Source organism: Shinella curvata (genome assembly GCF_022899935.1).
Classification (GTDB): domain Bacteria; phylum Pseudomonadota; class Alphaproteobacteria; order Rhizobiales; family Rhizobiaceae; genus Shinella; species Shinella curvata.
Window position 1 is genome coordinate 311775 of the sequence record NZ_JALJCJ010000006.1, and the last position, 21974, is coordinate 333748.

The 21974-nt window shown below is 63.1% G+C and carries 22 protein-coding genes; 10 read left to right on the forward strand and 12 right to left on the reverse strand.

Features of this window, described 5'->3' with window-relative positions; all coding sequences use genetic code 11:
• Positions 1 to 44: 44 nt before the first annotated feature.
• From MUU55_RS22290 to MUU55_RS22315, 6 genes are all read left to right on the forward strand, one after another.
• Positions 45 to 1310, forward strand: a complete 1266-nt coding sequence (locus MUU55_RS22290; RefSeq protein WP_244762970.1) for an ABC transporter substrate-binding protein — start codon at positions 45 to 47, stop codon at positions 1308 to 1310.
• 98 nt (positions 1311 to 1408) lie between these two features.
• Positions 1409 to 2305: a carbohydrate ABC transporter permease gene (locus tag MUU55_RS22295; RefSeq protein ID WP_244762971.1), complete on the forward strand. Its 897-nt coding sequence runs from the start codon at positions 1409 to 1411 to the stop codon at positions 2303 to 2305.
• Complete coding sequence (locus MUU55_RS22300; protein WP_244762972.1) at positions 2302 to 3117, forward strand: carbohydrate ABC transporter permease; 816 nt, start codon at positions 2302 to 2304, stop codon at positions 3115 to 3117. The genes MUU55_RS22295 and MUU55_RS22300 overlap by 4 nt, the downstream gene beginning before the upstream one ends.
• A 10-nt stretch (positions 3118 to 3127) precedes the next feature.
• The gene (locus tag MUU55_RS22305; RefSeq protein ID WP_244762973.1) at positions 3128 to 5374 is read left to right on the forward strand and encodes a glycoside hydrolase family 2 protein; all 2247 of its coding nucleotides are present in this window, start codon (positions 3128 to 3130) and stop codon (positions 5372 to 5374) included.
• 10 nt (positions 5375 to 5384) lie between these two features.
• A complete protein-coding gene (locus tag MUU55_RS22310) occupies positions 5385 to 6473 on the forward strand; it encodes an ABC transporter ATP-binding protein (RefSeq protein ID WP_244762974.1) in 1089 nt (362 codons plus the stop codon).
• Between the two features lie 122 nt (positions 6474 to 6595).
• Positions 6596 to 7042 (forward strand): pseudoazurin, encoded by a 447-nt coding sequence (locus MUU55_RS22315; protein ID WP_244762975.1) that lies wholly within the window; start codon positions 6596 to 6598, stop codon positions 7040 to 7042.
• On the opposite strand, the gene MUU55_RS22320 is transcribed toward MUU55_RS22315, so the two are convergent.
• The gene (locus tag MUU55_RS22320) at positions 7039 to 7455 is read right to left on the reverse strand and encodes an acyl-CoA thioesterase (RefSeq protein ID WP_244762976.1); all 417 of its coding nucleotides are present in this window, start codon (positions 7453 to 7455) and stop codon (positions 7039 to 7041) included. The genes MUU55_RS22315 and MUU55_RS22320 overlap by 4 nt on opposite strands.
• Before the next feature lie 92 nt (positions 7456 to 7547).
• Between MUU55_RS22320 and MUU55_RS22325 the strand changes: the two genes are divergently transcribed.
• The gene (locus MUU55_RS22325; protein WP_244762977.1) at positions 7548 to 8501 is read left to right on the forward strand and encodes a LysR family transcriptional regulator; all 954 of its coding nucleotides are present in this window, start codon (positions 7548 to 7550) and stop codon (positions 8499 to 8501) included.
• Here MUU55_RS22325 and MUU55_RS22330 read toward each other — a convergent pair.
• The 9 genes from MUU55_RS22330 to MUU55_RS22370 all read right to left on the reverse strand — a co-directional run bounded on the left by MUU55_RS22330 (position 8492) and on the right by MUU55_RS22370 (position 16330).
• Entirely contained in the window at positions 8492 to 9523 is a 1032-nt protein-coding gene (locus MUU55_RS22330; protein ID WP_244762978.1) for a histone deacetylase family protein, read from the reverse strand. The two genes, MUU55_RS22325 and MUU55_RS22330, sit on opposite strands and share 10 nt — an antisense overlap.
• The gene (locus MUU55_RS22335) at positions 9520 to 10014 is read right to left on the reverse strand and encodes a GNAT family N-acetyltransferase (protein WP_244762979.1); all 495 of its coding nucleotides are present in this window, start codon (positions 10012 to 10014) and stop codon (positions 9520 to 9522) included. The genes MUU55_RS22330 and MUU55_RS22335 overlap by 4 nt, the downstream gene beginning before the upstream one ends.
• Before the next feature lie 9 nt (positions 10015 to 10023).
• Positions 10024 to 10953 carry a 3,5-dioxohexanoate:acetyl-CoA acetone transferase gene (gene kce, locus MUU55_RS22340; protein ID WP_244762980.1) on the reverse strand — a complete coding sequence of 310 codons (930 nt, stop codon included), beginning with the start codon at positions 10951 to 10953 and terminating at the stop codon, positions 10024 to 10026.
• 10 nt (positions 10954 to 10963) lie between these two features.
• Complete coding sequence (locus MUU55_RS22345; protein WP_244762981.1) at positions 10964 to 12334, reverse strand: aminotransferase family protein; 1371 nt, start codon at positions 12332 to 12334, stop codon at positions 10964 to 10966.
• Between the two features lie 44 nt (positions 12335 to 12378).
• The gene (locus tag MUU55_RS22350) at positions 12379 to 13143 is read right to left on the reverse strand and encodes an amino acid ABC transporter ATP-binding protein (protein WP_280519067.1); all 765 of its coding nucleotides are present in this window, start codon (positions 13141 to 13143) and stop codon (positions 12379 to 12381) included.
• Positions 13140 to 13799: an amino acid ABC transporter permease gene (locus MUU55_RS22355; RefSeq protein WP_244762982.1), complete on the reverse strand. Its 660-nt coding sequence runs from the start codon at positions 13797 to 13799 to the stop codon at positions 13140 to 13142. The genes MUU55_RS22350 and MUU55_RS22355 overlap by 4 nt, the downstream gene beginning before the upstream one ends.
• A gap of 3 nt (positions 13800 to 13802) precedes the next feature.
• Positions 13803 to 14453 (reverse strand): amino acid ABC transporter permease, encoded by a 651-nt coding sequence (locus MUU55_RS22360; RefSeq protein ID WP_244762983.1) that lies wholly within the window; start codon positions 14451 to 14453, stop codon positions 13803 to 13805.
• Positions 14454 to 14528: 75 nt separating this feature from the next.
• Positions 14529 to 15314, reverse strand: a complete 786-nt coding sequence (locus tag MUU55_RS22365; RefSeq protein ID WP_425314216.1) for an ABC transporter substrate-binding protein — start codon at positions 15312 to 15314, stop codon at positions 14529 to 14531.
• A 95-nt stretch (positions 15315 to 15409) separates the two neighbouring features.
• The gene (locus MUU55_RS22370) at positions 15410 to 16330 is read right to left on the reverse strand and encodes a cation diffusion facilitator family transporter (RefSeq protein ID WP_244762984.1); all 921 of its coding nucleotides are present in this window, start codon (positions 16328 to 16330) and stop codon (positions 15410 to 15412) included.
• A gap of 226 nt (positions 16331 to 16556) precedes the next feature.
• Between MUU55_RS22370 and MUU55_RS22375 the strand changes: the two genes are divergently transcribed.
• Together MUU55_RS22375 and MUU55_RS22380 are read left to right on the forward strand one after the other, a co-directional pair.
• Complete coding sequence (locus MUU55_RS22375) at positions 16557 to 17147, forward strand: ankyrin repeat domain-containing protein (protein ID WP_425314220.1); 591 nt, start codon at positions 16557 to 16559, stop codon at positions 17145 to 17147.
• A 98-nt stretch (positions 17148 to 17245) separates the two neighbouring features.
• Positions 17246 to 18082, forward strand: coding sequence for a bifunctional allantoicase/(S)-ureidoglycine aminohydrolase (locus tag MUU55_RS22380; protein WP_244762986.1), 837 nt, complete (start codon positions 17246 to 17248; stop codon positions 18080 to 18082).
• Positions 18083 to 18216: 134 nt separating this feature from the next.
• On the opposite strand, the gene MUU55_RS22385 is transcribed toward MUU55_RS22380, so the two are convergent.
• Entirely contained in the window at positions 18217 to 19404 is a 1188-nt protein-coding gene (locus MUU55_RS22385; RefSeq protein WP_244762987.1) for a cyanate transporter, read from the reverse strand.
• Between the two features lie 133 nt (positions 19405 to 19537).
• Between MUU55_RS22385 and MUU55_RS22390 the strand changes: the two genes are divergently transcribed.
• The gene (locus MUU55_RS22390; protein WP_244762988.1) at positions 19538 to 20395 is read left to right on the forward strand and encodes a LysR family transcriptional regulator; all 858 of its coding nucleotides are present in this window, start codon (positions 19538 to 19540) and stop codon (positions 20393 to 20395) included.
• Here MUU55_RS22390 and MUU55_RS22395 read toward each other — a convergent pair.
• Positions 20383 to 21894, reverse strand: coding sequence for a malonate--CoA ligase (locus MUU55_RS22395; protein WP_244762989.1), 1512 nt, complete (start codon positions 21892 to 21894; stop codon positions 20383 to 20385). The genes MUU55_RS22390 and MUU55_RS22395 overlap by 13 nt on opposite strands.
• Positions 21895 to 21974: the final 80 nt, after the last annotated feature.

Sequence of the window (21974 nt, forward strand, 5' to 3'; positions counted from 1 at the left end):
CAGGAGAGGAGATCCCTGCCGCATAGGTTTCTTGGGAGGAAACGATGAACAAGATGATTCTGTCGCGCCTTGCCGCCGGCCTGTTTGCCGGTGCGAGCCTCTTGGCATCCACGGCCGCCTTCGCCGGCGAAGTCACCGTCTGGTGCTGGGACCCGAACTTCAACGTCGCCATCATGAAGGAAGCCGCAGCGCGCTACACCGCAAAGCACCCGGAAACGACCTTCAACATCGTCGATTTCGCCAAGGCCGACGTCGAGCAGAAGCTCCAGACGGGCCTGTCTTCCGGCACCACGGACGCACTGCCGGATATCGTGCTGATTGAAGACTACGGCGCGCAGAAATACCTCCAGTCCTTCCCCGGCGCCTTTGCCGAACTGTCGAGCAAGATCGATTTCTCGGGCTTCGCGCCCTACAAGGTCGAACTGATGACGCTCGACGGCGCCGTCTACGGCATGCCCTTCGATTCCGGCGTCACCGGCCTCTACTACCGCAAGGACTATCTCGAACAGGCCGGCTTCAAGCCCGAGGACATGCAGGACCTGACCTGGGACCGCTTCATCGAGATCGGCAAGGAAGTGGAAGCCAAGACCGGCAAGAAGATGCTCGGCCTCGACATCAACGATGCCGGCTTCATCCGCATCCTGATGCAGTCGGCCGGCGGCTGGTATTTCGACAAGGACGGCAACCTCTCGATTGCCGACAACGCCGCGCTGAAGGCAGCGCTCGAGACCACGCAAAAAATCCTTCAGGCCAATGTCCACAAGCCGTCCGCCGGCTGGACGGAATGGGTCAACGCCTTCACCTCGGGCGATGTCGCGACGGTCACGACGGGTGTCTGGATCACCGGCACGGTCAAGGCACAGGCCGATCAGAGCGGCAAGTGGGGCGTCGCCCCCATCCCGAAACTCAGCATCGAGGGTGCGGGCCACGCCTCCAACCTCGGCGGTTCCAGCTGGTATGTTACGGCAAACTCGGCGGAAAAGGACGAGGCCATCGACTTCCTCAACGAGGTCTATGCCAAGGACGTCGATTTCTATCAGAAGATCCTGGCGGACCGTGGTGCCGTCGGTTCGCTGCTCGCCGCCCGCACAGGGGCTGCCTATTCCGAGGCCGACGCCTTCTTCGGCGGCGAAAAGGTCTGGCAGAACTTCTCCGACTGGCTCGCAAAGGTTCCGGCCGTCAACTATGGCGTCTTCACCAACGAGGTAGACACCGCCGTCACGGCACATCTGCCGTCGCTCGGCCAGGGCGCCAATGTCGATGAGGTCCTGAAGGCCATCGACAGCCAGGCACAGGGCCAGATCCAGTAAGATCCTCCCGGCGGGCGCTTGCGCCCGCCCCACTGCCGGACCCTTCCTGCCTTCGGGCGGGAGGTCCGGTCCTTGTTCCTTGCACTGAAGGTCGTCCCATGGCTTCCGGCAAAACAGGCGGATTGAAGCGCTATCACGATCTGAACGGCTGGCTGTTCATCGCCCCGTCCGTCGCACTGATCGGCGTCTTCCTCGTCTATCCGATCTTCCGCTCGCTCTATCTGTCCTTCTTCTCCGGCAAGGGCATGATGATGAAGTTCGCGGGCTTCGGAAACGTCGTCCGTCTCTGGAACGACCCGGTCTTCATCCAGGCGCTGACCAACACCGTCACCTTCTTCGTGGTGCAGGTGCCGATCATGATCCTGCTGGCGCTGATGCTGGCAGCCGTGCTCAACAACGAAAAGCTGAAGTTCATCGGCTTCTTCCGCACCGCGATCTTCCTGCCCTGCGTCGCCTCGCTGGTCGCCTATTCCGTCCTGTTCAAAAGCATGTTTTCCGTCGATGGCGTGGTGAACCAGGCGCTGATGGCGATCGGCCTTATCGGCTCGCCGATCGGCTGGCTGACGGAGCCCTTCTGGGCGAAAGTGCTCGTCATCCTCGCCATCACCTGGCGCTGGACCGGCTACAACATGATCTTCTATCTCGCCGCCCTGCAAAACATCGACAAGTCGATCTATGAAGCCGCGAAGATCGACGGTGTGCCGGCCTGGGCACGGTTCTTCTACATCACCGTCCCCATGCTGAAGCCCGTGATCCTCTTCACGACGATCATCTCGACAATCGGCACGATCCAGCTGTTCGACGAGGTTTATAACCTGACCGAAGGCAAGGGCGGCCCGGCGAATTCGACCATCACGCTGTCGCTCTACATCTACAACCTCACCTTCCGCTTCATGCCGAGCTTCGGTTACGCGGCGACGATCTCCTACGTGATCGTCATCATGGTGGCGCTGTTCTCCTTCCTCCAGTTCTATGCCGCGAGGGACCGGTCATGAACGCCTCGCGTCTCTTCGGAACGGCGCTGCAATATGCCTTTCTCGGCCTTGCCGCCTTCCTCTCGATCTTCCCGTTCTTCTGGATGCTGATCAGCGCTTCGAACACGTCGATCGACATTATCGGCGGCAAGACCAGCTTCGGCGACGCCTTCGCCACCAACGTGACGAACTTCTTCACGCAGGTCGACGTGCCCCTGGTGTTCTGGAACTCGACCAAGGTCGCGGTGCTCGCCACCGTGCTCACCATCGTTGTCTCGTCGCTTGCCGGATACGGCTTCGAGATGTTCAAGTCGAAGGCGCGCGAGCGCGTCTATTCGCTGGTGCTCTTGACGCTGATGATCCCCTTCGGCGCGCTGATGATCCCGCTCTTCATGATGATGGCGAAGACCGGGCTCATCAACACGCATATCGCGATCATGCTGCCCACCATCGCGTCGGCTTTCATCATCTTCTACTTCCGCCAGTCGACGAAAGCCTTCCCGACGGAGTTGCGCGACGCCGCCAAGGTCGACGGACTGAAGGAATGGCAAATCTTCTTCTACATCTACATGCCGGTGATGCGGTCCACCTATGCGGCCGCCTTCGTCATCGTCTTCATGACGAACTGGAACAACTATCTCTGGCCGCTCATCGTTCTCCAGTCGAACGAGACCAAGACGATCACCCTCGTCGTCTCCTCGCTCGCCTCCGCCTACTATCCCGATTACGGCGTGGTCATGATCGGCACGATCCTCGCCACGCTCCCCACCCTTTTCGTCTTCTTCGTCATGCAGCGCCAGTTCGTGCAGGGCATGCTCGGCTCGGTCAAATAGGAATACCCCCATGCGCATCACCGAAAACTTCAATGGCAACTGGCTCTTCCGCCACGGTTTCGACGCCGCCCGCGCGGGCGTGGTGCAGGAGGGCGAGACCGTGCGCCTGCCGCACAGCGCCATCGAGCTGCCCTACAATTATTTCGACGAGACGGAATACCAGAAGCCCTTCACCTACCAGAAGGTGCTCGACTGGCGCCCGGATTTCGAGGGCCGGGAAGTCTCGCTGGTCTTCGATGCCGCCATGGCCGACAGCGTGGTCTATCTCAACGGCCGCGAAATCATCGCTCACAAGGACGGCTACACGCCCTTCGAAGCACGCCTGACGCCGCATCTGAAGCAGGGTGAAAACCTGATCACGGTGAAGATCGACGGCTCCGAAAACCCGGAAATTCCGCCCTTCGGCGGCCAGATCGACTATCTCTGCTATGCAGGTATCTACCGCGACGTCTGGCTCAAGGTGACGAGCCCCGTCTCCATCGCCAATGTGAAGATCGAGACGCCGGATGCGCTGGCCGACGAAAAGACCGTCACCGCCCGCGTCTTCCTCGCCAATCCGCAGGGCCTTGCCGTGTCCGGCACGCTCGATGCGAAAATCCGTCGCAAGGGCGGCGGCGATGTCGCGGCCACCTCTATTGCCATCGATGGCAACGAGGCGATGCTGACCTTCTCCGGCCTCACCGGCCTGGACCTCTGGGATATCGATAATCCCGCCCTCTACGCGCTTTCGCTGAAGCTCACGACCGATGGCGGCGACGACGTGCTGACGCAGCGCTTCGGCTTCCGCACCGCGCAATTCACGCCGGATGGTTTCCTGCTCAACGGCCGGCCGCTGAAGCTGCGCGGCCTCAACCGCCACCAGGCCTGGCCGCATACCGGCTACGCCATGGGCCGGCGCGCGCAGGAGAAGGATGCCGACATCCTGAAATACGACCTCGCCTGCAACATCGTGCGCACGTCACATTATCCGCAGTCGAAATGGTTCATCGAGCGCTGCGACGAGATCGGCCTGCTCTGCTTCGAGGAAATCCCCGGCTGGCAGCATATCGGCGGCGAGACCTGGCAACAGGAGTCCATCGAAAACGTGCGCCGGATGATCGAGCGCGACTGGAACCATCCGTCGATCATCATCTGGGGCGTGCGCATCAACGAGAGCCAGGACAACCACGACTTCTACGCCGAGACGAACCGCCTCGCCCGCGAGCTCGACCCGACGCGCCAGACAGGCGGCGTGCGCTTCATCACCAATTCGGAGATGCTCGAAGACGTCTACACGATGAACGACTTCATCCTGGGCCAGGAGGAAATGCCCGGCAACAATCGCGGCCGCGTCGTGCTGCGCGACCGGGTGGAGACGACCGGCATCACCAAGCCCATCCCCTACATGATCACCGAATATAACGGCCACATGTACCCGACCAAGCGCTTCGACCAGGAACAGCGCCAGGCCGAGCACGTCACGCGCCACCTCTTGATCCTCAACGCAGTTGCCGGCGACAGCGACATTTCCGGCTCCACCGGCTGGTGCATGTTCGACTATAACACGCACAAGGATTTCGGCTCCGGCGACCGCGTCTGCTATCACGGCGTGCTCGACATGTACCGCATCCCGAAATTCGCGGCCTATGTCTATGCCTCGCAGGGCGATCCGGCGGACAAGGTCGTCATGCAGCCCGTGACCTTCTGGGCGCGCGGCGAGCGCAATATCGGTGGCGTGCTGCCACTGATCATTCTCACCAACTGCGACTATGTCGAGGTGAAGTTCGGCGAATGGCCGGCCAAGCGCGTCTATCCGGACAAGGAGAACTATCCGCATCTGGCGCACCCGCCCGTCGTGCTCGATTTGCGCTCCGTCACGCCGGAGGAATTCGGCACCTGGGGCCGCGTCTGGCGCGAAGGCACCTTCACCGGCTATGTCGACGGCAAGGCGGTGACCACCATGACGCTGCCGGCCGATCCGGTGCCGACAACGCTCGAAGTCGTGGCCGACGACACGGCGCTGCGCGCCGGCGAGAAGGATGCGGTGCGCGTCGTCGTGCGCGTGCTCGACCAGTGCGGCAATCTTCTGGCCTATTTCGAGGAGCCCGTATCGCTTGTGCTCTCGGGCCCCGGCCGTATCATCGGCCCGGTCGAACACACGCTGAAGGGCGGCGCGACCGGCTTTTGGGTGGAGGCCGGCGACGAGAAGGGCAAGCTCTACCTGACCGCCTCGACCCGTCGCCTGCTGCCGCAGTCCATCACCTTCACCGTCAGCTGAGGTTTAGCCCATGGCCGATGTTCGCCTCACCGATATTCGCAAGCGTTTCGGCTCCCTTGAGATCATCAAGGGCGTCGACCTCTCGATCACGACGGGTGAATTCGTCGTTTTCGTCGGCCCCTCGGGCTGCGGAAAATCGACGCTGCTGCGCATGATCGCCGGCCTGGAGGATATTTCTTCAGGCGAACTCACGATCGGCGGCACGGTCATGAACGATGTCGATCCGTCGAAGCGCGGCATCGCCATGGTGTTCCAGTCCTATGCGCTCTATCCGCATATGACCGTGCGCGAGAACATGGGCTTCGCGCTGAAATTCGCCGGCATGGCGAAGGAAGAGATCGAGCGGCGCGTCAATGACGCCGCCCGTATCCTCGAACTCGGCCCGCTGATGGAGCGCAAGCCGAAAGCCCTCTCCGGCGGCCAGCGCCAGCGCGTCGCCATCGGCCGCGCCATCGTACGCAATCCCGATGTCTTCCTCTTCGACGAGCCATTGTCGAACCTCGACGCGGAGCTGCGCGTGCACATGCGCGTCGAGATCGCCAAGCTGCACAAGGCGCTGAAATCGACCATCATCTACGTGACGCACGATCAGGTCGAGGCGATGACACTCGCCGACAAGATCGTCGTGCTGCGCGCCGGCATCGTCGAGCAGGTCGGCGCTCCGCTCGATCTCTACGACGACCCCAACAATACATTCGTCGCAGGCTTCATCGGCTCGCCGCGCATGAACTTTTTGAACGCCCGCGTGATCTCCAGTGAGGCGGGATACATCACGGTCGCCTTGGCCAGCCAGCCCGACGTGAAACTCAGCCTCTCCGCCCAGTCGAGCGCGGCAAAGCCCGGTGACGAGGTAAGCCTCGGCGTTCGCCCGGAGCATTTCCGGCCTGCCGGCCAGGGCGATGCGGATCTCGTTCTCGATGTCGACGTGGCCGAACATCTCGGCAATACGAGCTATGTCTACGCCAATGTCTCGCCCGACGAGCGCATCATCGTCGAGCACGAGGGTTTTCGCAGTGCCGACAGCCGCGACCGGCTCACCGTCGGCGTGTCCGCCGGCTCATCCTTCCTCTTCGACAGCGCGGGCGTTCGCATCCGCTGACGCCTGCGACAGGACGCCACGCCGCATCGCCGGCTTGTTTGACCAAAGTCAAAGAAGGAGGCCCCTCGCGGGCCTATCTCTTGCGCATGAACGATTGACGTTCGTCAGCAAGGAGAATTCCAGTGCGTATCATGGCAAAGAGCATCGTCGGCGCAGCAGCAGTCCTTTTCGCGCTCGCCCTTCCCGCCGGTGCGGCAGATTTTGAAGTGCACATGCTCAACAAGGGTGCCGAGGGCGCCATGGTGTTTGAGCCCGCCTTCGTGAAGGTTGCCCCCGGCGACACCGTCACCTTCATCCCCACCGACAAGGGTCACAATGTCGAGACGATCAAGGACTTCATTCCCGAGGGTGCGGAAGCCTTCAAGAGCAAGATGAACGAGACATACAAGGCCACCTTCGACAAGCCCGGCGCCTATGGCATCAAGTGCACGCCGCATGTCGGCATGGGCATGGTGGGCGTCGTGGTCGTCGGCGATGCGCCGGCCAATCTCGATGCGGTCAAGACCGGCAAGCTGCCGAAAAAGGCCCGCGAGCGCATGGACGCCGCCATCACGGCCGCAGGCCTCTAGGCAGGCTCGACCAGATTGCCGGCCGCACCAACGATTGTGGCCGGCAACGCCAGGGACTGCCGTGCGGCAAGGTCGAAATAGACCGAAACCGCGAGAAGTTCCGCGCAGAGCGTTCCATCCGCCTTGTTCGTGAGCCTGTGCCTTGTGGTGAGCGACGTGCGCCCCACCTTGACCACGCAAGAATGGATCTCGAACAGGCTGCCGACCGGCAATTCCTGGCGGAAATCTATCTCGTAGCGACGGTCTGCCCAGCCTTCCTTCCGATCCTTGATCCACTCCGCCGAATAGCCGGCCGCAGCCATCAGATGCCAGAGCGACTGGTCGAAAGCGGCGATGTAATATTGCACGTTCATGTGCCCCATCGCATCGCATTGCGCGGGATAGACAACACCCTGATAGGTCAGAAGCGGCACGGCAAACCTCCTTTGTCCGTCGCGGGACTTTGATATGGAATCATGCCGTGCAATAGCTCCCCTCCGAAACATAGTTTTGGGGAATGATGAGCATGGCCCGGCAAAGACGGCGTTTCGTCTGGGAAATCGACTGGAACCTGTTGCGCACCTTCATGGTCATCGTGCAGGAGCGCGGACTGACGGCAGCGGGCGAAAAACTCTCGCTCAAGCAGCCGACCGTCAGCAACACGCTGAAGCGGCTCGAAACCCATATGGGGTGCCGGCTCGTCGAGCGGAACGCCTCGCATTTTGCAGTGACGCCCGCCGGCCAGCGGCTCTACAGCGAATGCGTCGCGTTGTTCGACATCGTCTCCGGCCTGCCGCAGCATATGGAGGAGCAGCCCGGCGACCTCACCGGCCATATCGAGATCGCGCTGGCGAGCCACGTCGTTTGCCCGTTCCTCGACGAGGCGCTTGCCGCTTTCCACAGCGCCTTCCCGCAGGTCACACTTTCGCTCTCCGTCGCCTCCAGCAACGATGTCGTGGCGGCGGTGCTGAATCGCGACGCCTGTTTCGGCATCTGCCTGATGCAGGAGCGCCATCCGAGGCTCGAATATGATGTGCTCTTCCGCGAAAGTTTCGGCTATTTCTGCGGCGCCCGGCATCCGCTGTTCGGCGTGAAGGATCTGCCGATCTCGGCACTGCGCCAGGAACCCTATGTCTCCTTCAAGACGGACCAGATGTCCGGCGCGCTCTGGCCGGTCGCGCTGCTGCGCCAGCAGGAAGGGTTCGAGGGCCAGACGGTCGGCACATCTTCGCATCTCGAAGAGGTCAAGCGCCTGATCATCGCCGGCTTCGGCTTCGGACCGCTGCCGATCCACGTCGTGGAAGAAGACGTTCGGGCAGGCCGTCTCTGGCGTCTGCCGCCCTATGAGAATGCGCCTGTCATCGACGTGCATGTCATCTATGACGGTTCTGCTCGCCGCAGCCGGGCGGAAAGCCTGCTGCTTGCGGAACTGCACCAGGCAATCGCCGCGATCCCCTTCGAGCAACGGACCTATCCCTGAGCGCTCGCGCCAAAACCCGTGAGGAAAGCCGTCAGGTTGTCGCCGAGTGCGTCGCTGAGATATCCACCCTCCTGCACGATGACCGTCGGCAACTGAAGCTTGGCAATGGCTTCGGCGATGCGCGCAAAACCAGGGGTCGAAACCGAGAGGCCGCCGAACGGATCCTTCTCGAACGCGTCGAGGCCGAGTGCCACGACCAGCGCATCCGGCGAAAACGCCTCGATGCGGCGGATCGCGGCGGCGAGCGCTTCGAGATAGATAGCATCGCCGGATTTGCGGGCGAGCGGCAGGTTGAGATTGTAGCCGAGACCAAGCCCCTCGCCGCGCTCGTCCGCGTGGCCCCAGAAGAAGGGATAGAAGCGCACCGGGTCGGCGTGGATGGAGACGGTCAGCACGTCGGCGCGCTCGTAGAACATGCCCTGCGTGCCGTTCCCGTGGTGCAGATCGACATCGAGGATGGCGACGCGTCTTGCCTGTTGCAGCAGGTGCTGCGCGGCGACGCCGGAATTGTTGAAGAAGCAGAAGCCACCGGCGACATCGCGGAAGGCATGGTGGCCCGGCGGGCGGCAAAGCGCGTAGGACCAGGCATCGCCCGCCATGACGGCTTCGGTAGCCGAGACGGCGGTCGAGGCGCTCCAGCAGGCGCTTTCCCAAGTGTGCTCGGAGATCGGGCAGGACGTATCGGCCATATGGTAACCGGCCTGGCCAACGGCGGAGGCCGGATAGCTTCCGTTGCGGGCGAGCGGATGAATGTTCGGGATAACTTCTGCGGAAGCCCCCTCGATGCGCTGCCAGCGTTCGTAGATGCGGCGCAGGAAGTCGAGATATTCCGGCGTGTGCACGGCCGAAACCGGACCGAGGCCGTGGTCTTTCGGCCGCAGGATTTCCGTGCCGGCCGCCTTGGCGCCGGCGAGCAGGCGCTCGACGCGCTCAGGCTGTTCCGGGTTCGGCTGCGGCGCGCCGCTCGACAGGAAGAAGCTCGGGTCGTGGCGCTTCTGTTCTTCGGCAAAAAAGGTCTTCATATCATGTCCTTAGCGGCGAAGGCGTCGAAATCCGCGCCCTTGATCATATGGATCAGCTCATCACGTGAATGGCGGATGCCGATCCGGTCGTAGAAGGCCTGTGCCCTCGGGTTCTCGACATCCACCGAGAGGCGCATGTAGCGCGCGCCCTTTTCCCGGCCGCGCCGAGCCACTGCATGCAGAAGCCGCTCTCCGATGCGCCGGCTGCGAAAGGCATCCACGACGAACAGGTCCTGCACATAGATGCCGGGCGTACCCATCCAGGTCGAAAAACTCGAAAATGTCAGGCAGAGGCCGGCGAAAGTATTCCCCGCTTCCGCTATAAGCACCTCAAAGGCCGGATCAGCACCAAAGCCGTGATGCCTGATATCCTCGACCGTCGAAACGAATTTCGGCCCGGCTTTCATGCCCGCGGCCATGTCCTTCAGCGCCGTATGAATGGTTTCGGCATCGGCAATGACGGCGGGCCGGATCCGGATATCGTCCTGCATGGTATCTCCTCAGAATGCGACGCGATCGCCGCCCTTGAGGCCGAGCATAGCGCGCGCCTCATCGGGCGTCGCGACTTCGAGCGAAAGACCTTCGAGAACCGCGCGGATGCGGTGCACCTGTGCGGCATTGGAGGTGGCAAGCTCGCGACCGTCGAACAGGCTGTCCTCCAGCCCGACGCGCACGCTGCCACCCAAGGTCGCGGCCATGGTGATCATCGGTGTCTGCTTGCGGCCTGCGGCCAGCACCGAGAAGCGGTAGTCGTCGCCGAACAGCTTGTCGGCGATGCGCTTCATATGCATCAGGTTCTCGGGATCGGCCCCGATGCCGCCGAGAATGCCGAGCACGAACTGGATGAAGGGCGTGCCTGGTATCAGGCCGCGATCACGGAAATGCGCGAGCGTGTAGAGGTGCCCGACATCGTAGCATTCGAATTCGAAGCGCGTGCCGCAGCCCTCGCCGAGCCGCTTCAGGATCGTCTCGATATCGCCGAACGTGTTGCGGAAGATCGTGTTGCGCGTCGCCTCCAGCAGCTCCGGCTCCCAAGTGTGTTGCCATTCGCGCGGGCGGTCGAGCATGGGGTAGAGGCCGAAATTCATCGAGCCCATGTTGAGCGAGCACATTTCCGGCTCGGCCGCGAGTGCCGCGGCCATACGGTCTTCCAGCGTCATCAGTGAAGAGCCGCCGGTGGTGATGTTGATCACCGCATCGCTCGCCTGCTTGATGACGGGCAGGAAACGCATGAAGATTTTCGGATCGGCCGTCGGGCGGCCGTTTTCCGGGTCACGGGCATGCAGATGCAGGATCGAGGCGCCGGCCTCGGCCGCCTCGATGGCCTGTGCGGCAATGTCTTCCGGCGTGTAGGGCAGATGCGGCGACATGGAGGGCGTGTGCACCGAGCCCGTCACGGCACAGGTGATGATAACCTTCTTGGATTTCATGACCCACCCCTTACTTCCGAACCGGCAGCGACAGCTCGCCGGCAAGCTGCGCCAGCGTCGCGTCGAGGATCGTGACGATCTCGCCGACCTGCTCCTCCGTCGTGATCATCGGCGGGCAAACGAGGAAATGGTCGCCCTCCACACCGCCGCGCGTGCGGCGGGAATAGATGATCAGGCCGCGTTCGTAGGCGATATCGACGACGCGCTGGTGGGCGTCGAGCACCTTGGGGAGCGGCGCCATGGTTTCGCGATCCGAGACGAATTCGGCGGCGAGCAGCAGGCCCTTGCCGCGCACATCGCCGATGAAGGGGTAACGCTCCGCCAGTCCTTCCAGTTCGACCTTCATAAGGTCGCCGATACGGGTGGCGTTGCCGAGCAGATCCTGCCGCTCGATCTCGTCGAGCACGGCAAGCCCGGCAGCGCAGGCGAGCGGATTGCCGGCATAGGTATAGCCGTGGGCGAAGCCGCCACGGTCGAGCACCGGCTTGACGAGCTTCGAATGAGCGATCATCGCGCCGAGCGGGCAATAACCGGCACCGAGGCCCTTGGAGAGCGCGATGATGTCAGGCCGGCAGTTCCAGTGATCGCCGCCGAGATAACGGCCGGTGCGCCCCGCCCCACTCATCACCTCATCATGGATCAGCAGGATGCCGTATTTGTCGCAGATCTCGCGGATGCGCGGATAGTAGCTGTCGGGCGCGACGAGCGCGCCGGTGGAGGCGCCGCCGATCGGCTCCATGATGAAGGCGAGCACGCTTTCGGCCCCCTCCTCCAGGATCTTCTCCTCCAGCATATCGGCATAACGAAGCCCGCGCTCTTCCATCGAAAAATTGTCGCGGTCGAGATAGGCGGTCGGCGCCTTGATGTGCGGCATGTCGCGCAGCATCGGCAGGAAAGGCTTTTTCAGCGCGTCGTAGCCGGTGACCGCGAGCGCGCCGAGCGTCGAGCCATGGTAGGAAGGGAAGCGCGATATGACCTTCCAGCGCTGCGGCTGATCGGTTGCGAGCGCCCATTGCCGGGCAAGCTTCAGGCAGGATTCCACGGCTTCCGAACCGCCGGAGACGAAGAAAACCCGATCGAGACCTTCGGGCATATGGCCGGCAAGACGGCGCGCCAGATCTTCCGCCGGCTGGTTTTCGAAATGCAGGCGATAGGCGAAGGTCGCCTTGTCCATCTGCCGCTTCATGGCATCGAGCACGTTGCGGTTGGAATGGCCGATATTGACGACCATGGCGCCGCTGGAGCCGTCGATGACCTTCCGGCCATGCTCGTCCCAGATATAGATGCCTTCGGCGCGGTCGGCGAGCGGCCGGCGCATGCGGGACTGGTAGAAGAGATGCGATGCCGGGCGTTCACCGGGCGCAGTCGATTGCTGGCTCATGATCGATCCATTGAAGAAGACAAAATTGAGCGGCCGGATGTAGTCTAGCCGTTGAGGAACTTCTTGAGGAAGCTGCGGGTGCGTTCCTGCACCGGATTTCGGAAGAGATCGTCGGGCTTGCCCTCCTCGACGACCGCACCGTCCGCCATGAAGATCACCCGGTCGGCGACCTCGGCGGCAAAGCGCATTTCGTGGGTGACGATCACCATGGTCATGTGCTCGGCCGCGAGCTGCTTCATGACGAGGTTCACCTCGTCCACAAGCTCCGGGTCGAGTGCCGAGGTCGCCTCGTCGAACAGCATGACTTTCGGCTGCATGGCGAGCGCGCGGGCAATGGCGACACGCTGCTTCTGGCCGCCGGAAAGGCGGGCCGGGAAGGCGTCGATCTTGTCGGCAAGGCCGACCTTGTCGAGCATCTTCAGGGCCAAAGCACGGGCGTCGGCCTTCGCCATGCCCTTCAGCTTCATCGGGGCGATGGTAATGTTTTCCGCCACGCTCAGATGCGGGAAGAGATTGAAGTGCTGGAACACCATGCCCATCTGCTGGCGCACGCTGTTGATATGCCTTTCAAAGGGCCGGCGGGCGAGCGTCTGGTTGACCTGCACGCCATCCAGCCACACCTCGCCACCATCGAGCGTTTCCAGATGGTTGATCGAACGCAGCAGCGTGCTCTTGCCCGAACCGCTCGGGCCGATCACGGCGACGATCTGGCCGCGCGCCACGCTGAAATCGATGCCCTTCAGCACCTCCAGCGGCCCGAAGAATTTGCGCGCGCCGCGCACCTCGATCATCGGACGGACATCGGTCATCGCGAAAGCTCCACTTTCCGTTCGATCCCCCTAAGGACCGCTTCGAGAATGAGATTGAGGACGTAATAGAGGGCGGCGGCCGTCAGGTAGAATTCGAAGGGCCGGTAGGTCTCGCTGATCACGAGCTGGGCGCTGTGAACGAGCTCGGCAATGCCGATCATCGAGACGATCGAGCTTTCCTTGAGCAGCGCGATCATCATGTTGCCGACGGCCGGCACCGTGTTGCGCAGGGCCTGCGGCACGACGATATAGAGCCGCGTCTGCCAGGCGCCGAAGCCGAGCGAGCGCGCCGCCTCCGTCTGCCCCTTGTCGAGCGAGGCGATGCCCGCGCGAAAAATGTCGGCATTGTAGACGGCGAAATGCAGGCTGAGGCCGATGATGCCGGACCAGAGGGCCGGAATGTCGATGCCGATCTGGACGAGGCCGAAATAGATCAGGAACAGCTGCAGGAGCAGCGGCGTGCCCATGAAAAGCCACATAAACAGACGCACGGGATAGCGCACCACGGGCGACGCATAGAGCACGATGAGGGCAAACCCCATGCCGGCGACGATGCTGAAAAGGGCGGAGATGACGGAGATGACGACCGTCCACCACAGGCCCTTGCCGATCAGTGGCAGGTATTCCGGAACGATGCTGAAATCGAGACCCTGCATGGCTTACGCCTCCTCGGCATAGGCGCGGTCGAGCCGGTCGATGACGAGCGTCAGGCCGTAGACCATGATCATGTAGAGCACCGCCGTCACCGCGAAAATCTCGAAGGGTTTGTAGGTGGAGCCGATGAAGCGCTGCGCCGTATAGGTGAGCTCGACGACCGAGATGGTGGCGACGAGCGCCGTACCCTTGACCAGCGCCACGGCATTGACGCCGAGCGGGCGGATCATCAGCTTGGCGGCCTGTGGCAGCACGATCCAGCGCATGGACTGGCCCTCGCCGAAGCCGAGCGAGCGCGCCGCTTCCATCTGCCCGCGATCCACCGACAGCACGCCGCCCCGGATCGATTCCGCCATATAGGCGCCGATGTTGAGGCCGAGCGCGATGGCGCCCGCCGCAAAGGGTTCGAGTTGGATGCCGAGCTGCGGACCGCCGAAATAGAGCAGGAAGATCTGCAGAAGCGCCGGTGTGCCGCGGAAGACGCTGACATAGGCAGCCCCGATGAAGCGCAGAACCGCCAGATGCGAAAGCCGCAGACCCGCAATCAGCGCCGCCACGGCAAGGCCGAGCACAAGCGAGAGCAGCGAAATCTGAACGGTCGTCCAGGCCGCCTGGACGAAGACAGGGATGATGCGGCCGATGAGAGCGATGTCCATTCCCGGATCCTCGGCAGTCGGTCAGGCCACCGGCGGGTTTTCCCGCCGGTCAGCCGTCTCAGGATGCGAAAACGATCAGCGGATGTCCGAGCCGATCCACTTCATGGCGATGGCCTCGTAGGTGCCGTCGGCCATCATGTCGTCGAGCGCCTTCTGCATGGCGGCCTTCAGCTCGGGATTGCCCTTGCGGATGGCGATGCCGATCTTGTCTTCGGTGCCCGCGAATTCCGGCACATCGAGCTTGGTGAACTTCTCGCCGGTTTCCTTGATGGCGATCGACACTGGAACGGCATCGACGATCATCGCCTGGATACGGCCTGCCTTCAGCTCGAGGAAGAGCTCCGGCAGACCCTTGTAGGTGCGGATTTCCCAGCCGCCGCGCTCGCGCGCCCATTTCTCGTGGGTTTCGCCGAGCGTCACGCCGATGGTCTTGTCCTTGAGGTCGTCGATCGACTTGACCTCGGAGCCATCCAGCACGAAGACGCCGCGGCCGGACTTATAATAGGGACCGACGAAATCGACGGCCTTTTCACGCTCGGGCGTGATGGTCATGCTGCCGATGACCGAGTCGTATTTGCCGGCAAGCAGGCCGGCGATGATGCCGTCCCAGGCGGTGCTGAGGCCGGTGCCCTTCACGCCGAGGCGCTTGGCGATCTCGTTGCCGATATCGACGTCGAAACCGACGGTCTGGTTGCTGTCGTCGACGAAGCTGAAGGGCGGGTAGGCGCCGCTGTTGGCGAACTTGAATTCACCCGCTGCCTTGATCGTTTCCAGATCGTCCGCGCTCGCCGTAAAGGGCGTCGCGAGAACCGAGAAGGCAAGGCCGGCAGCCATGGCGCAGGATAGAATGCTTTTGAACATGATCGTTCCCCTTGTTAGCTGGCGGTGAAGATCAGCCATGCCCATGCATTACACAAATAGATAGTCAAAATACCAAACATTCCAGAAAGGAATGATCAGTCCGCCCATTCCGGATCGGTGGTAAAGGCGATGGTAAGCCAGCGATCCGGGCCTTCATCGCCGATTGCAATACCGATTTCATCGCGAATCGCATCCCAATCCTGCAATTTCCGCGGTGGAAAATTGTCGGGGACAATGAAATAGAGCTCGATCTGCCGGCCCCGGCCGACACGCGCGACATAGGCGCGATAGGAGAGAAAGCCGTGTTTCTCGACGATCGCCTTGGCGATCGTGTCGACATGGCCCTTCAGGTCCGAGGGCGTGACGAGCAGGATGTCGGCAAGCGCCTGGCGAATGGTGCCGGCGGGGATTGGAATGATGACAAGGCAGACGACTGCCAGCGCGACCGGGTCGATGTAAGGCGAAAGCCACTCATGCTGCGTCCCCTGGATGAAATAGCCGATGACGAAGGCGACGAACAGCGCGCTGGTCAGCCCCGCCGACATGATCCAGGCCTTGGCGTCGAGTGCCACGAAGTCCGACTGGATGGTGCGGTTCGCCCGCGTGCCTATGATCGCCATGGTAACGGTGACCGCTATCGTCACGACAGCGTAGATGATCGCCTGATCGAAATCGAGCGCCCGCCCGCCATCCATGATGGAACCGATGGCGTTGATCAGCGCGTAGATGGCCGCCCCTGTCAGCATTATACCGTTGAGGCCAAGCACCATCGGCTCCAGATGCCAGAAGCCCATGGTGAAATGCTTGACGAAACGCCCCTTGCCGCTGCCGGAGGCCGAGGCGGCGATGAGGTTCGAGACAAGAAGGGCGACGACGGTCATGACGGCGTCCGTCAAGGCATAGACGCCATCGAAAACGATGGCGAAGGAACCCGAGAGGATACCGAAGAGAATGCCGACTCCCGCCAGCACGACCGTGACCGCAATGGAAATGCGCAGAAGTCCCTGCTCCGTCATGGCCCGGTCCTTTCCCTGTTCGACATTCCCGGATTTATAGCCAAATGCCCGCCGAATTCCATCTTCTGAATGATATTGATTTGCACATTTAATTTTCTAATGGGATGCCCCCCTGCTAGGTTCAGAATGACATTCAACGGGACGGCACATGCTGAAACTCTCCCTGCTCTCTGCCTGGCTCTTCCTCGCAGCCCTCGCCTCCCCCCTTTCTGCTGCCGGTGACACCATGGATATCCAATTGCACAAAGCGGCCGCCGCAAATGACGCAGCCGCCATCGTTTCCCTCATCGACAAGGGCGCGAAGATCGACGCGCGGAACGGCAGCGGCGCGACCGCGCTGCTCGTCGCCACTCATGCCAACAAGGTGGAGGCCGCCCGCGCGCTGATCGAGGCGGGCGCCGACGTCAACGCCAAGGACAATATCGAGGACAGCCCCTATCTCTATGCCGGCGCCCGCGGCCATCTCGAAATCCTCAGGCTGACGCTGGCGAACGGCGCGGATCTCACGAGCATCAATCGCTATGGCGGCACGGCGCTCATTCCTGCCTCCGAGCGCGGCCATGTCGAGACCGTCGATACGCTCATCAAGGCCGGTGTCGATGTCGACCACGTCAACAGGCTCGGCTGGACCGCGCTGATCGAGGCTGTCATCCTCGGCGATGGCGGGCCTCGCCATGTCAAGATCGTTGACCTGCTGCTCAAGGCCGGCGCGGATGCAGATCTTGCCGACAATGACGGCGTGACACCGCTCCAGCATGCGCGCGGACGCGGCTATGGCGAGATCGCCGCCCTGCTGGAAAAAGCCGGGGCGAAATGACGCGTCGCGCCGGCGCATAGATCCATTCAAGGAACGGGCCGCAGCAGATGCGGACGCCGAAAAAGACCGGAAACACACACAGCAAAGGGCTTGAGACGATGCAACGCAGCTACTATTCCTCCCTCGGCGGCCATCCGCCGCAAAGCGACCTCCTAACCGGTCGCGCGGTCTTTACCGAGGCCTATGCGGTGATCCCCAAGGGGGTGATGCAGGACATCGTGACCAGCTTCCTGCCCTTCTGGGACAACACGCGGCTCTGGGTGATCGCCCGCCCGCTTTCCGGCTTTGCCGAGACCTTCTCGCAATATGTCATGGAAGTGGCGCCGGGCGGCGGCAGCGACAATCCGGAACAGGATGCCGAGGCCGAAGGTGTGCTCTTCGTCGTCGACGGCGAGGTCGAACTGACGATCCCGACCGGCAAACACACGCTGCAGCCGGGCGGCTACGCCTTCCTGCCGCCGGGCCTGAAATGGTCGCTGCGCAACCGCTCGGGCGCCCATGCGCGCTTCCACTGGATCCGCAAGGCCTACGAGGCCGTCGAGGGCCTGCCGCATCCCGAGCCGCTGATCCTCAACGAAAAGGATATCAAGCCTTCGGAAATGCCCGGTACGAACGGCGGCTGGGCGACGACGCGCTTCGTCGATCCCAACGACCTGCGCCACGACATGCATGTGACCATCGTCACGCTGATGCCGGGCGCCGTCATTCCCTTCGCCGAAACCCATGTCATGGAACACGGCCTCTACGTGCTTCAGGGCAAGGCGGTCTATCGCCTCAACCAGGATTGGGTGGAAGTGGAAGCGGGCGACTTCATGTGGTTGCGCGCCTTCTGCCCGCAGGCCTGCTATGCCGGCGGCCCGGAACCGTTCCGCTACCTGCTCTACAAGGATGTCAACCGGCACGCGGCGTTGCGCCCTCTGGGTGGCCGTCGCTAATTTCGCCAGCGGCTGCCCATTCCTGCTCCGTCATGATCCGGTTTGCACCGAGGATGGCGGAGAAGAAGCCGGGAGGACTTGTCCGCCCCGACATACTGACAACCCGCGCTCCACCGGGGCGCGGTTTTTTTCTTTCAGCCGGCCGAAGGCATTGCCTGCGGGTAGGAGCGCGGATCGAAGCGCAGATAGAGCAACGCGGTCACCAGCACGCAGCCGAGATGCATCATCCAGCCGGCGGCAAAGCCCCCGGTCCAGTCGTGCAGCAGCGCCACGGTATAGGGGCCGAGCGCCGCGACGAGGAAGCCGCCACCCTGCATGAGCGCGGCCAGCGCGCCGGCTTGCTCCGGTCGCGGCAGATGATCGAGCGCGGTCACGAGGGCAAGCGCGAAACTGCCGCCAAGACCCGCACCGCAAAGCCCCGCCCAGACCACGGGGGCGGCTGCTGGCAAATTGGCGAGCCCATAGAAGCCGATGGCCTGGAACGCGATGGTCAGCCAGAGCCAGCGGCGGCGATCGACATTGCCGCGCGCCAGAATCGGCAGACCCAGCGCAGCCACCGCCTGGCAGGCGGCCATGACCGCGACGAGGCTGCTGCTGTCGGCACTGGTCCAGCCCTGCGCCTGATAATAGGGCGCCAGCCACGCGATCATCGACGAATATCCTGCATTGACGAGCCCGAAGGCGGCCATCAGCACCCAGGTGCGCGGTCGCGCCAGCAGCCTGCGCGTCAACGTGCCGTCGGGACGGTTCGCCTGCACATCGGAAAGGATGCGCCAGGCGGCGGCAAGCGCGACGGCGACCGGGACGGCCAACCACGCAAGGGCCGCTCGCCAGGAATAGCCGGCATGGACAAAGGCCGGCATCAGCCGCGCGCCAAAGGCGCCACCCGCCATGATCATCGCCGAATAGAGCCCGGTGACGACGGGGACGCTCGTCGGGAAGCGCGCCTTGATGATGCCGGGAAAGACCGCCTGGATAAAGGCGACACCGATGCCGCAGAGGGCCGCCGTCGCAATGAGCACGATACCGGTCTGCGCAAAAAGGCGCAGCGCCGACCCCGCCAGAAGGATGGCAAGGGCCACAAGCAGGCCGCGCCGTGTGCCGATGCGCACCTGCAGCCCCGGTGCAACGAAGGCGCCAACCCCCATCAGGAGCATCGGCAGCAGCGTCAGAAGCGCCACGCCGCCGAGCCCCAGGCCGGTATCCGCCACAATCTCGCTGAGAATGGGCGCGGGGGCGGCGAGGAAGGGCCGGAGGTTCAGCCCGACAAGGACGACCAGCCCGAGCATTGCCCAATCGCGAGCGGGACGCGTATCTGCCATGATTCAACTTTCTGCTGCCATGTGGTGGCGCGCGGGCGCGTGCCACCTTGCTATCTTATCGCTACCATCCGCTTGAATCATGCGCAAATTACATGTTTAGATACCCACCATTCCGATTTTCAATGGAGATATCGTGCTCGATCCGCGCCTGCTCCGGGCTTTCGTGGCGATCGCCGATGCGGGCAGCTTCACCGCCGCCGCCGACCGACTGCACATGACCCAATCGACGATGAGCCAGCAGATCGCCCGCCTCGAGGAGGCGGTCGGGCGCGACCTCATCGATCGCGCCGCTCGCCCGGTGCGCCTGACGGTAACGGGCGAACGCCTGCTCGGCCACGCCCGCCGCATCCTCGCCTTGCAGAGCGAAGCGCTGGCGCTGGTGGCCGAAACCTCCGGCACCACCTCGGTGCGCATCGGCATGCCGGACGATATCGCGACGCCCGAGATGGCCCGCGTCTTCGCCGCCTTCACCAAGCGTCACAAGGAAGCCCGGCTCGACGTCACGACAGGATTGCGCTCGGACCTGACGCGGCGCTACCGCGCCGGAGAACTCGATATCGTCGTGCTGAAGGAAGATGCGCCGAACGCCGACGCCTGGGCGAGTTTCGAGGAGCCCATCGCCTGGTTCACCGCGGTGGACGCCGCCGCCGACCTTCCCGATCCCGTGCCGCTCGTCACCTTCCCGCCTGGAGGTCTCTATCGCGACGCGATGTTCGAGCGGCTGGAGCGAGAGCGACGACGCTGGTACGTCGCCTTCACCTCCGCCAGCCTGCGCAACGTGCTGATGGCCATCGAGGCCGGACTCGGCCTCTCCATGCTGCCGATCGACGCCGCCAGGGGCTGGCGGGTCAAGCCGCTTGCCGAATTCGCGCCGGAGCCACCTGTCGTCGCCTCGCTCTATTCCTGGGAGCGCGGCGGCATTGTCGGCGAACTCGCAACCGAGGTTCTCGACATTCTTCGAAAGCACTTCGCCTATGATCAGGCCTTGTAGAGATCCTCATAGGTCTGGCGCAGCACGTTCTTTTGCACCTTTCCCATCGTGTTGCGCGGCAGGTCTTCGACGAAGAGCACGCGTTTGGGCTGCTTGTAGCGGGCCAGCCGGTCCTTGAGGCCATCGAGCACCGCCGTCTCGTCGAGTGCAGTCCCCTTCGCGCGCACCACCACGGCCGTCACGCCCTCGCCGAAATCCGGATGCGGCAGGCCGATGACCGCGCTTTCGACGACATCGGGCATGGCATCGATCTCGGTCTCGACTTCCTTCGGATAGATGTTGTAGCCCCCGGAAATCACGAGATCCTTGCCGCGGCCGACGATATGCACATAACCGCGCTCATCGATCTTGCCGAGATCGCCGGTGATGAAGAAGCCATCGGCGCGAAACTCCGCCGCCGTCTTCTCCGGCATGCGCCAGTAGCCCCTGAAGACGTTTGGCCCCTTCACCTCGATCATGCCCGTCTCGCCATCTGGCACCGGCCGGCCGCTCTCCGGTTCGGCGATCCGCAGCGAGACCCCCGGCAGCGGCAAACCCACCGTGCCGGCAATCCGGTCGCCGTCATAGGGATTGGACGTGTTCATGTTGGTCTCGGTCATACCGTAGCGCTCGAGAAGCGCGTGTCCGGTCTTCTCCGAGAAAGCGCGGTGGGTTTCCGCCAGAAGCGGCGCGGACCCGGAGACGAAGAGCCGCATTTTCGCGGTCGCCGCACGGGTGAGGCCGGGATGCTGCACGAGCCGGACATAGAAGGTCGGCACCCCCATCATGACGGTCGCCGTATCCATCAGCTTCAGAGCTTCGTCGGCATCGAATTTTGCGAGCAGATACATCGACGCACCGGAAAGCAGCGTGACGTTCGACGCCACGAAGAGACCGTGCGTGTGAAAGATCGGCAGGGCATGGATCAACCGGTCACCACTCGTGAAGCGCCAGTGGTCGCGTAGCGTCAGCGCATTCGAAAGCAGATTGTCATGCGTCAGCATGGCGCCCTTGGAGCGGCCGGTCGTGCCCGAGGTATAGAGGATCGCCGCCAGATCGTCCGGGCCACGCTCGACGTCAGCGACATCAGGGTCTTCGTCCGCCGCCCGCTCGACGAGGCTGCCATGGCCCGCGGCATCGAGCGTCTCGACGCGGCTGCCGTGAGCCTTGGCGATCGCCTCGACACCCTCGCGGGCTTTCGGTCCGACGACGACAAGCGCCGGCTCGGCGTCGCCGATGAAATAATCGAGCTCGGCCAGCGTGTAGGCCGTGTTCAGCGGCAGGTAGACGGCGCCCACCCGAAGGCACCCCAGATAGAGCATCAGCGCCTCGGAGCTCTTTTCGACCTGCACCGCGACCCGATCGCCGGCACGCACGCCAAGCGTCCGAAGCGCTGCCGCCAGCCGCCCGGAGAGCGCGATCATGTCGCCGTAGGTCCATTGCCTGCCATCGGCGGTTTCGATGAAGACCGCTTCCGGCGCAGCAGCAACCCGGATCGCGTCGAAAAGATGATTGCCCATGGGTGAACTCCTCTCCTGCCATGCGCACCTTGTCACATCGTCTGCGGGGAGCGCCAGCGGGAACCGCGGCATCGAAAGGA

What these genes read in the sequence shown, in the direction of transcription:
- MUU55_RS22290 (WP_244762970.1), top strand. Translation starts at nt 45, where the DNA reads ATGAACAAGATGATTCTGTCGCGCCTTGCCGCCGGCCTGTTTGCCGGT.
- MUU55_RS22295 (WP_244762971.1), top strand. Translation starts at nt 1,409, where the DNA reads ATGGCTTCCGGCAAAACAGGCGGATTGAAGCGCTATCACGATCTGAAC.
- MUU55_RS22300 (WP_244762972.1), top strand. Translation starts at nt 2,302, where the DNA reads ATGAACGCCTCGCGTCTCTTCGGAACGGCGCTGCAATATGCCTTTCTC.
- MUU55_RS22305 (WP_244762973.1), top strand. Translation starts at nt 3,128, where the DNA reads ATGCGCATCACCGAAAACTTCAATGGCAACTGGCTCTTCCGCCACGGT.
- MUU55_RS22310 (WP_244762974.1), top strand. Translation starts at nt 5,385, where the DNA reads ATGGCCGATGTTCGCCTCACCGATATTCGCAAGCGTTTCGGCTCCCTT.
- MUU55_RS22325 (WP_244762977.1), top strand. Translation starts at nt 7,548, where the DNA reads ATGGCCCGGCAAAGACGGCGTTTCGTCTGGGAAATCGACTGGAACCTG.
- MUU55_RS22330 (WP_244762978.1), bottom strand. Translation starts at nt 9,523, where the DNA reads ATGAAGACCTTTTTTGCCGAAGAACAGAAGCGCCACGACCCGAGCTTC.
- MUU55_RS22335 (WP_244762979.1), bottom strand. Translation starts at nt 10,014, where the DNA reads ATGCAGGACGATATCCGGATCCGGCCCGCCGTCATTGCCGATGCCGAA.
- kce (WP_244762980.1), bottom strand. Translation starts at nt 10,953, where the DNA reads ATGAAATCCAAGAAGGTTATCATCACCTGTGCCGTGACGGGCTCGGTG.
- MUU55_RS22345 (WP_244762981.1), bottom strand. Translation starts at nt 12,334, where the DNA reads ATGAGCCAGCAATCGACTGCGCCCGGTGAACGCCCGGCATCGCATCTC.
- MUU55_RS22350 (WP_280519067.1), bottom strand. Translation starts at nt 13,143, where the DNA reads ATGACCGATGTCCGTCCGATGATCGAGGTGCGCGGCGCGCGCAAATTC.
- MUU55_RS22355 (WP_244762982.1), bottom strand. Translation starts at nt 13,799, where the DNA reads ATGCAGGGTCTCGATTTCAGCATCGTTCCGGAATACCTGCCACTGATC.
- MUU55_RS22360 (WP_244762983.1), bottom strand. Translation starts at nt 14,453, where the DNA reads ATGGACATCGCTCTCATCGGCCGCATCATCCCTGTCTTCGTCCAGGCG.
- MUU55_RS22365 (WP_425314216.1), bottom strand. Translation starts at nt 15,314, where the DNA reads ATGTTCAAAAGCATTCTATCCTGCGCCATGGCTGCCGGCCTTGCCTTC.
- MUU55_RS22370 (WP_244762984.1), bottom strand. Translation starts at nt 16,330, where the DNA reads ATGACGGAGCAGGGACTTCTGCGCATTTCCATTGCGGTCACGGTCGTG.
- MUU55_RS22375 (WP_425314220.1), top strand. Translation starts at nt 16,557, where the DNA reads ATGGATATCCAATTGCACAAAGCGGCCGCCGCAAATGACGCAGCCGCC.
- MUU55_RS22380 (WP_244762986.1), top strand. Translation starts at nt 17,246, where the DNA reads ATGCAACGCAGCTACTATTCCTCCCTCGGCGGCCATCCGCCGCAAAGC.
- MUU55_RS22385 (WP_244762987.1), bottom strand. Translation starts at nt 19,404, where the DNA reads ATGGCAGATACGCGTCCCGCTCGCGATTGGGCAATGCTCGGGCTGGTC.
- MUU55_RS22395 (WP_244762989.1), bottom strand. Translation starts at nt 21,894, where the DNA reads ATGGGCAATCATCTTTTCGACGCGATCCGGGTTGCTGCTGCGCCGGAA.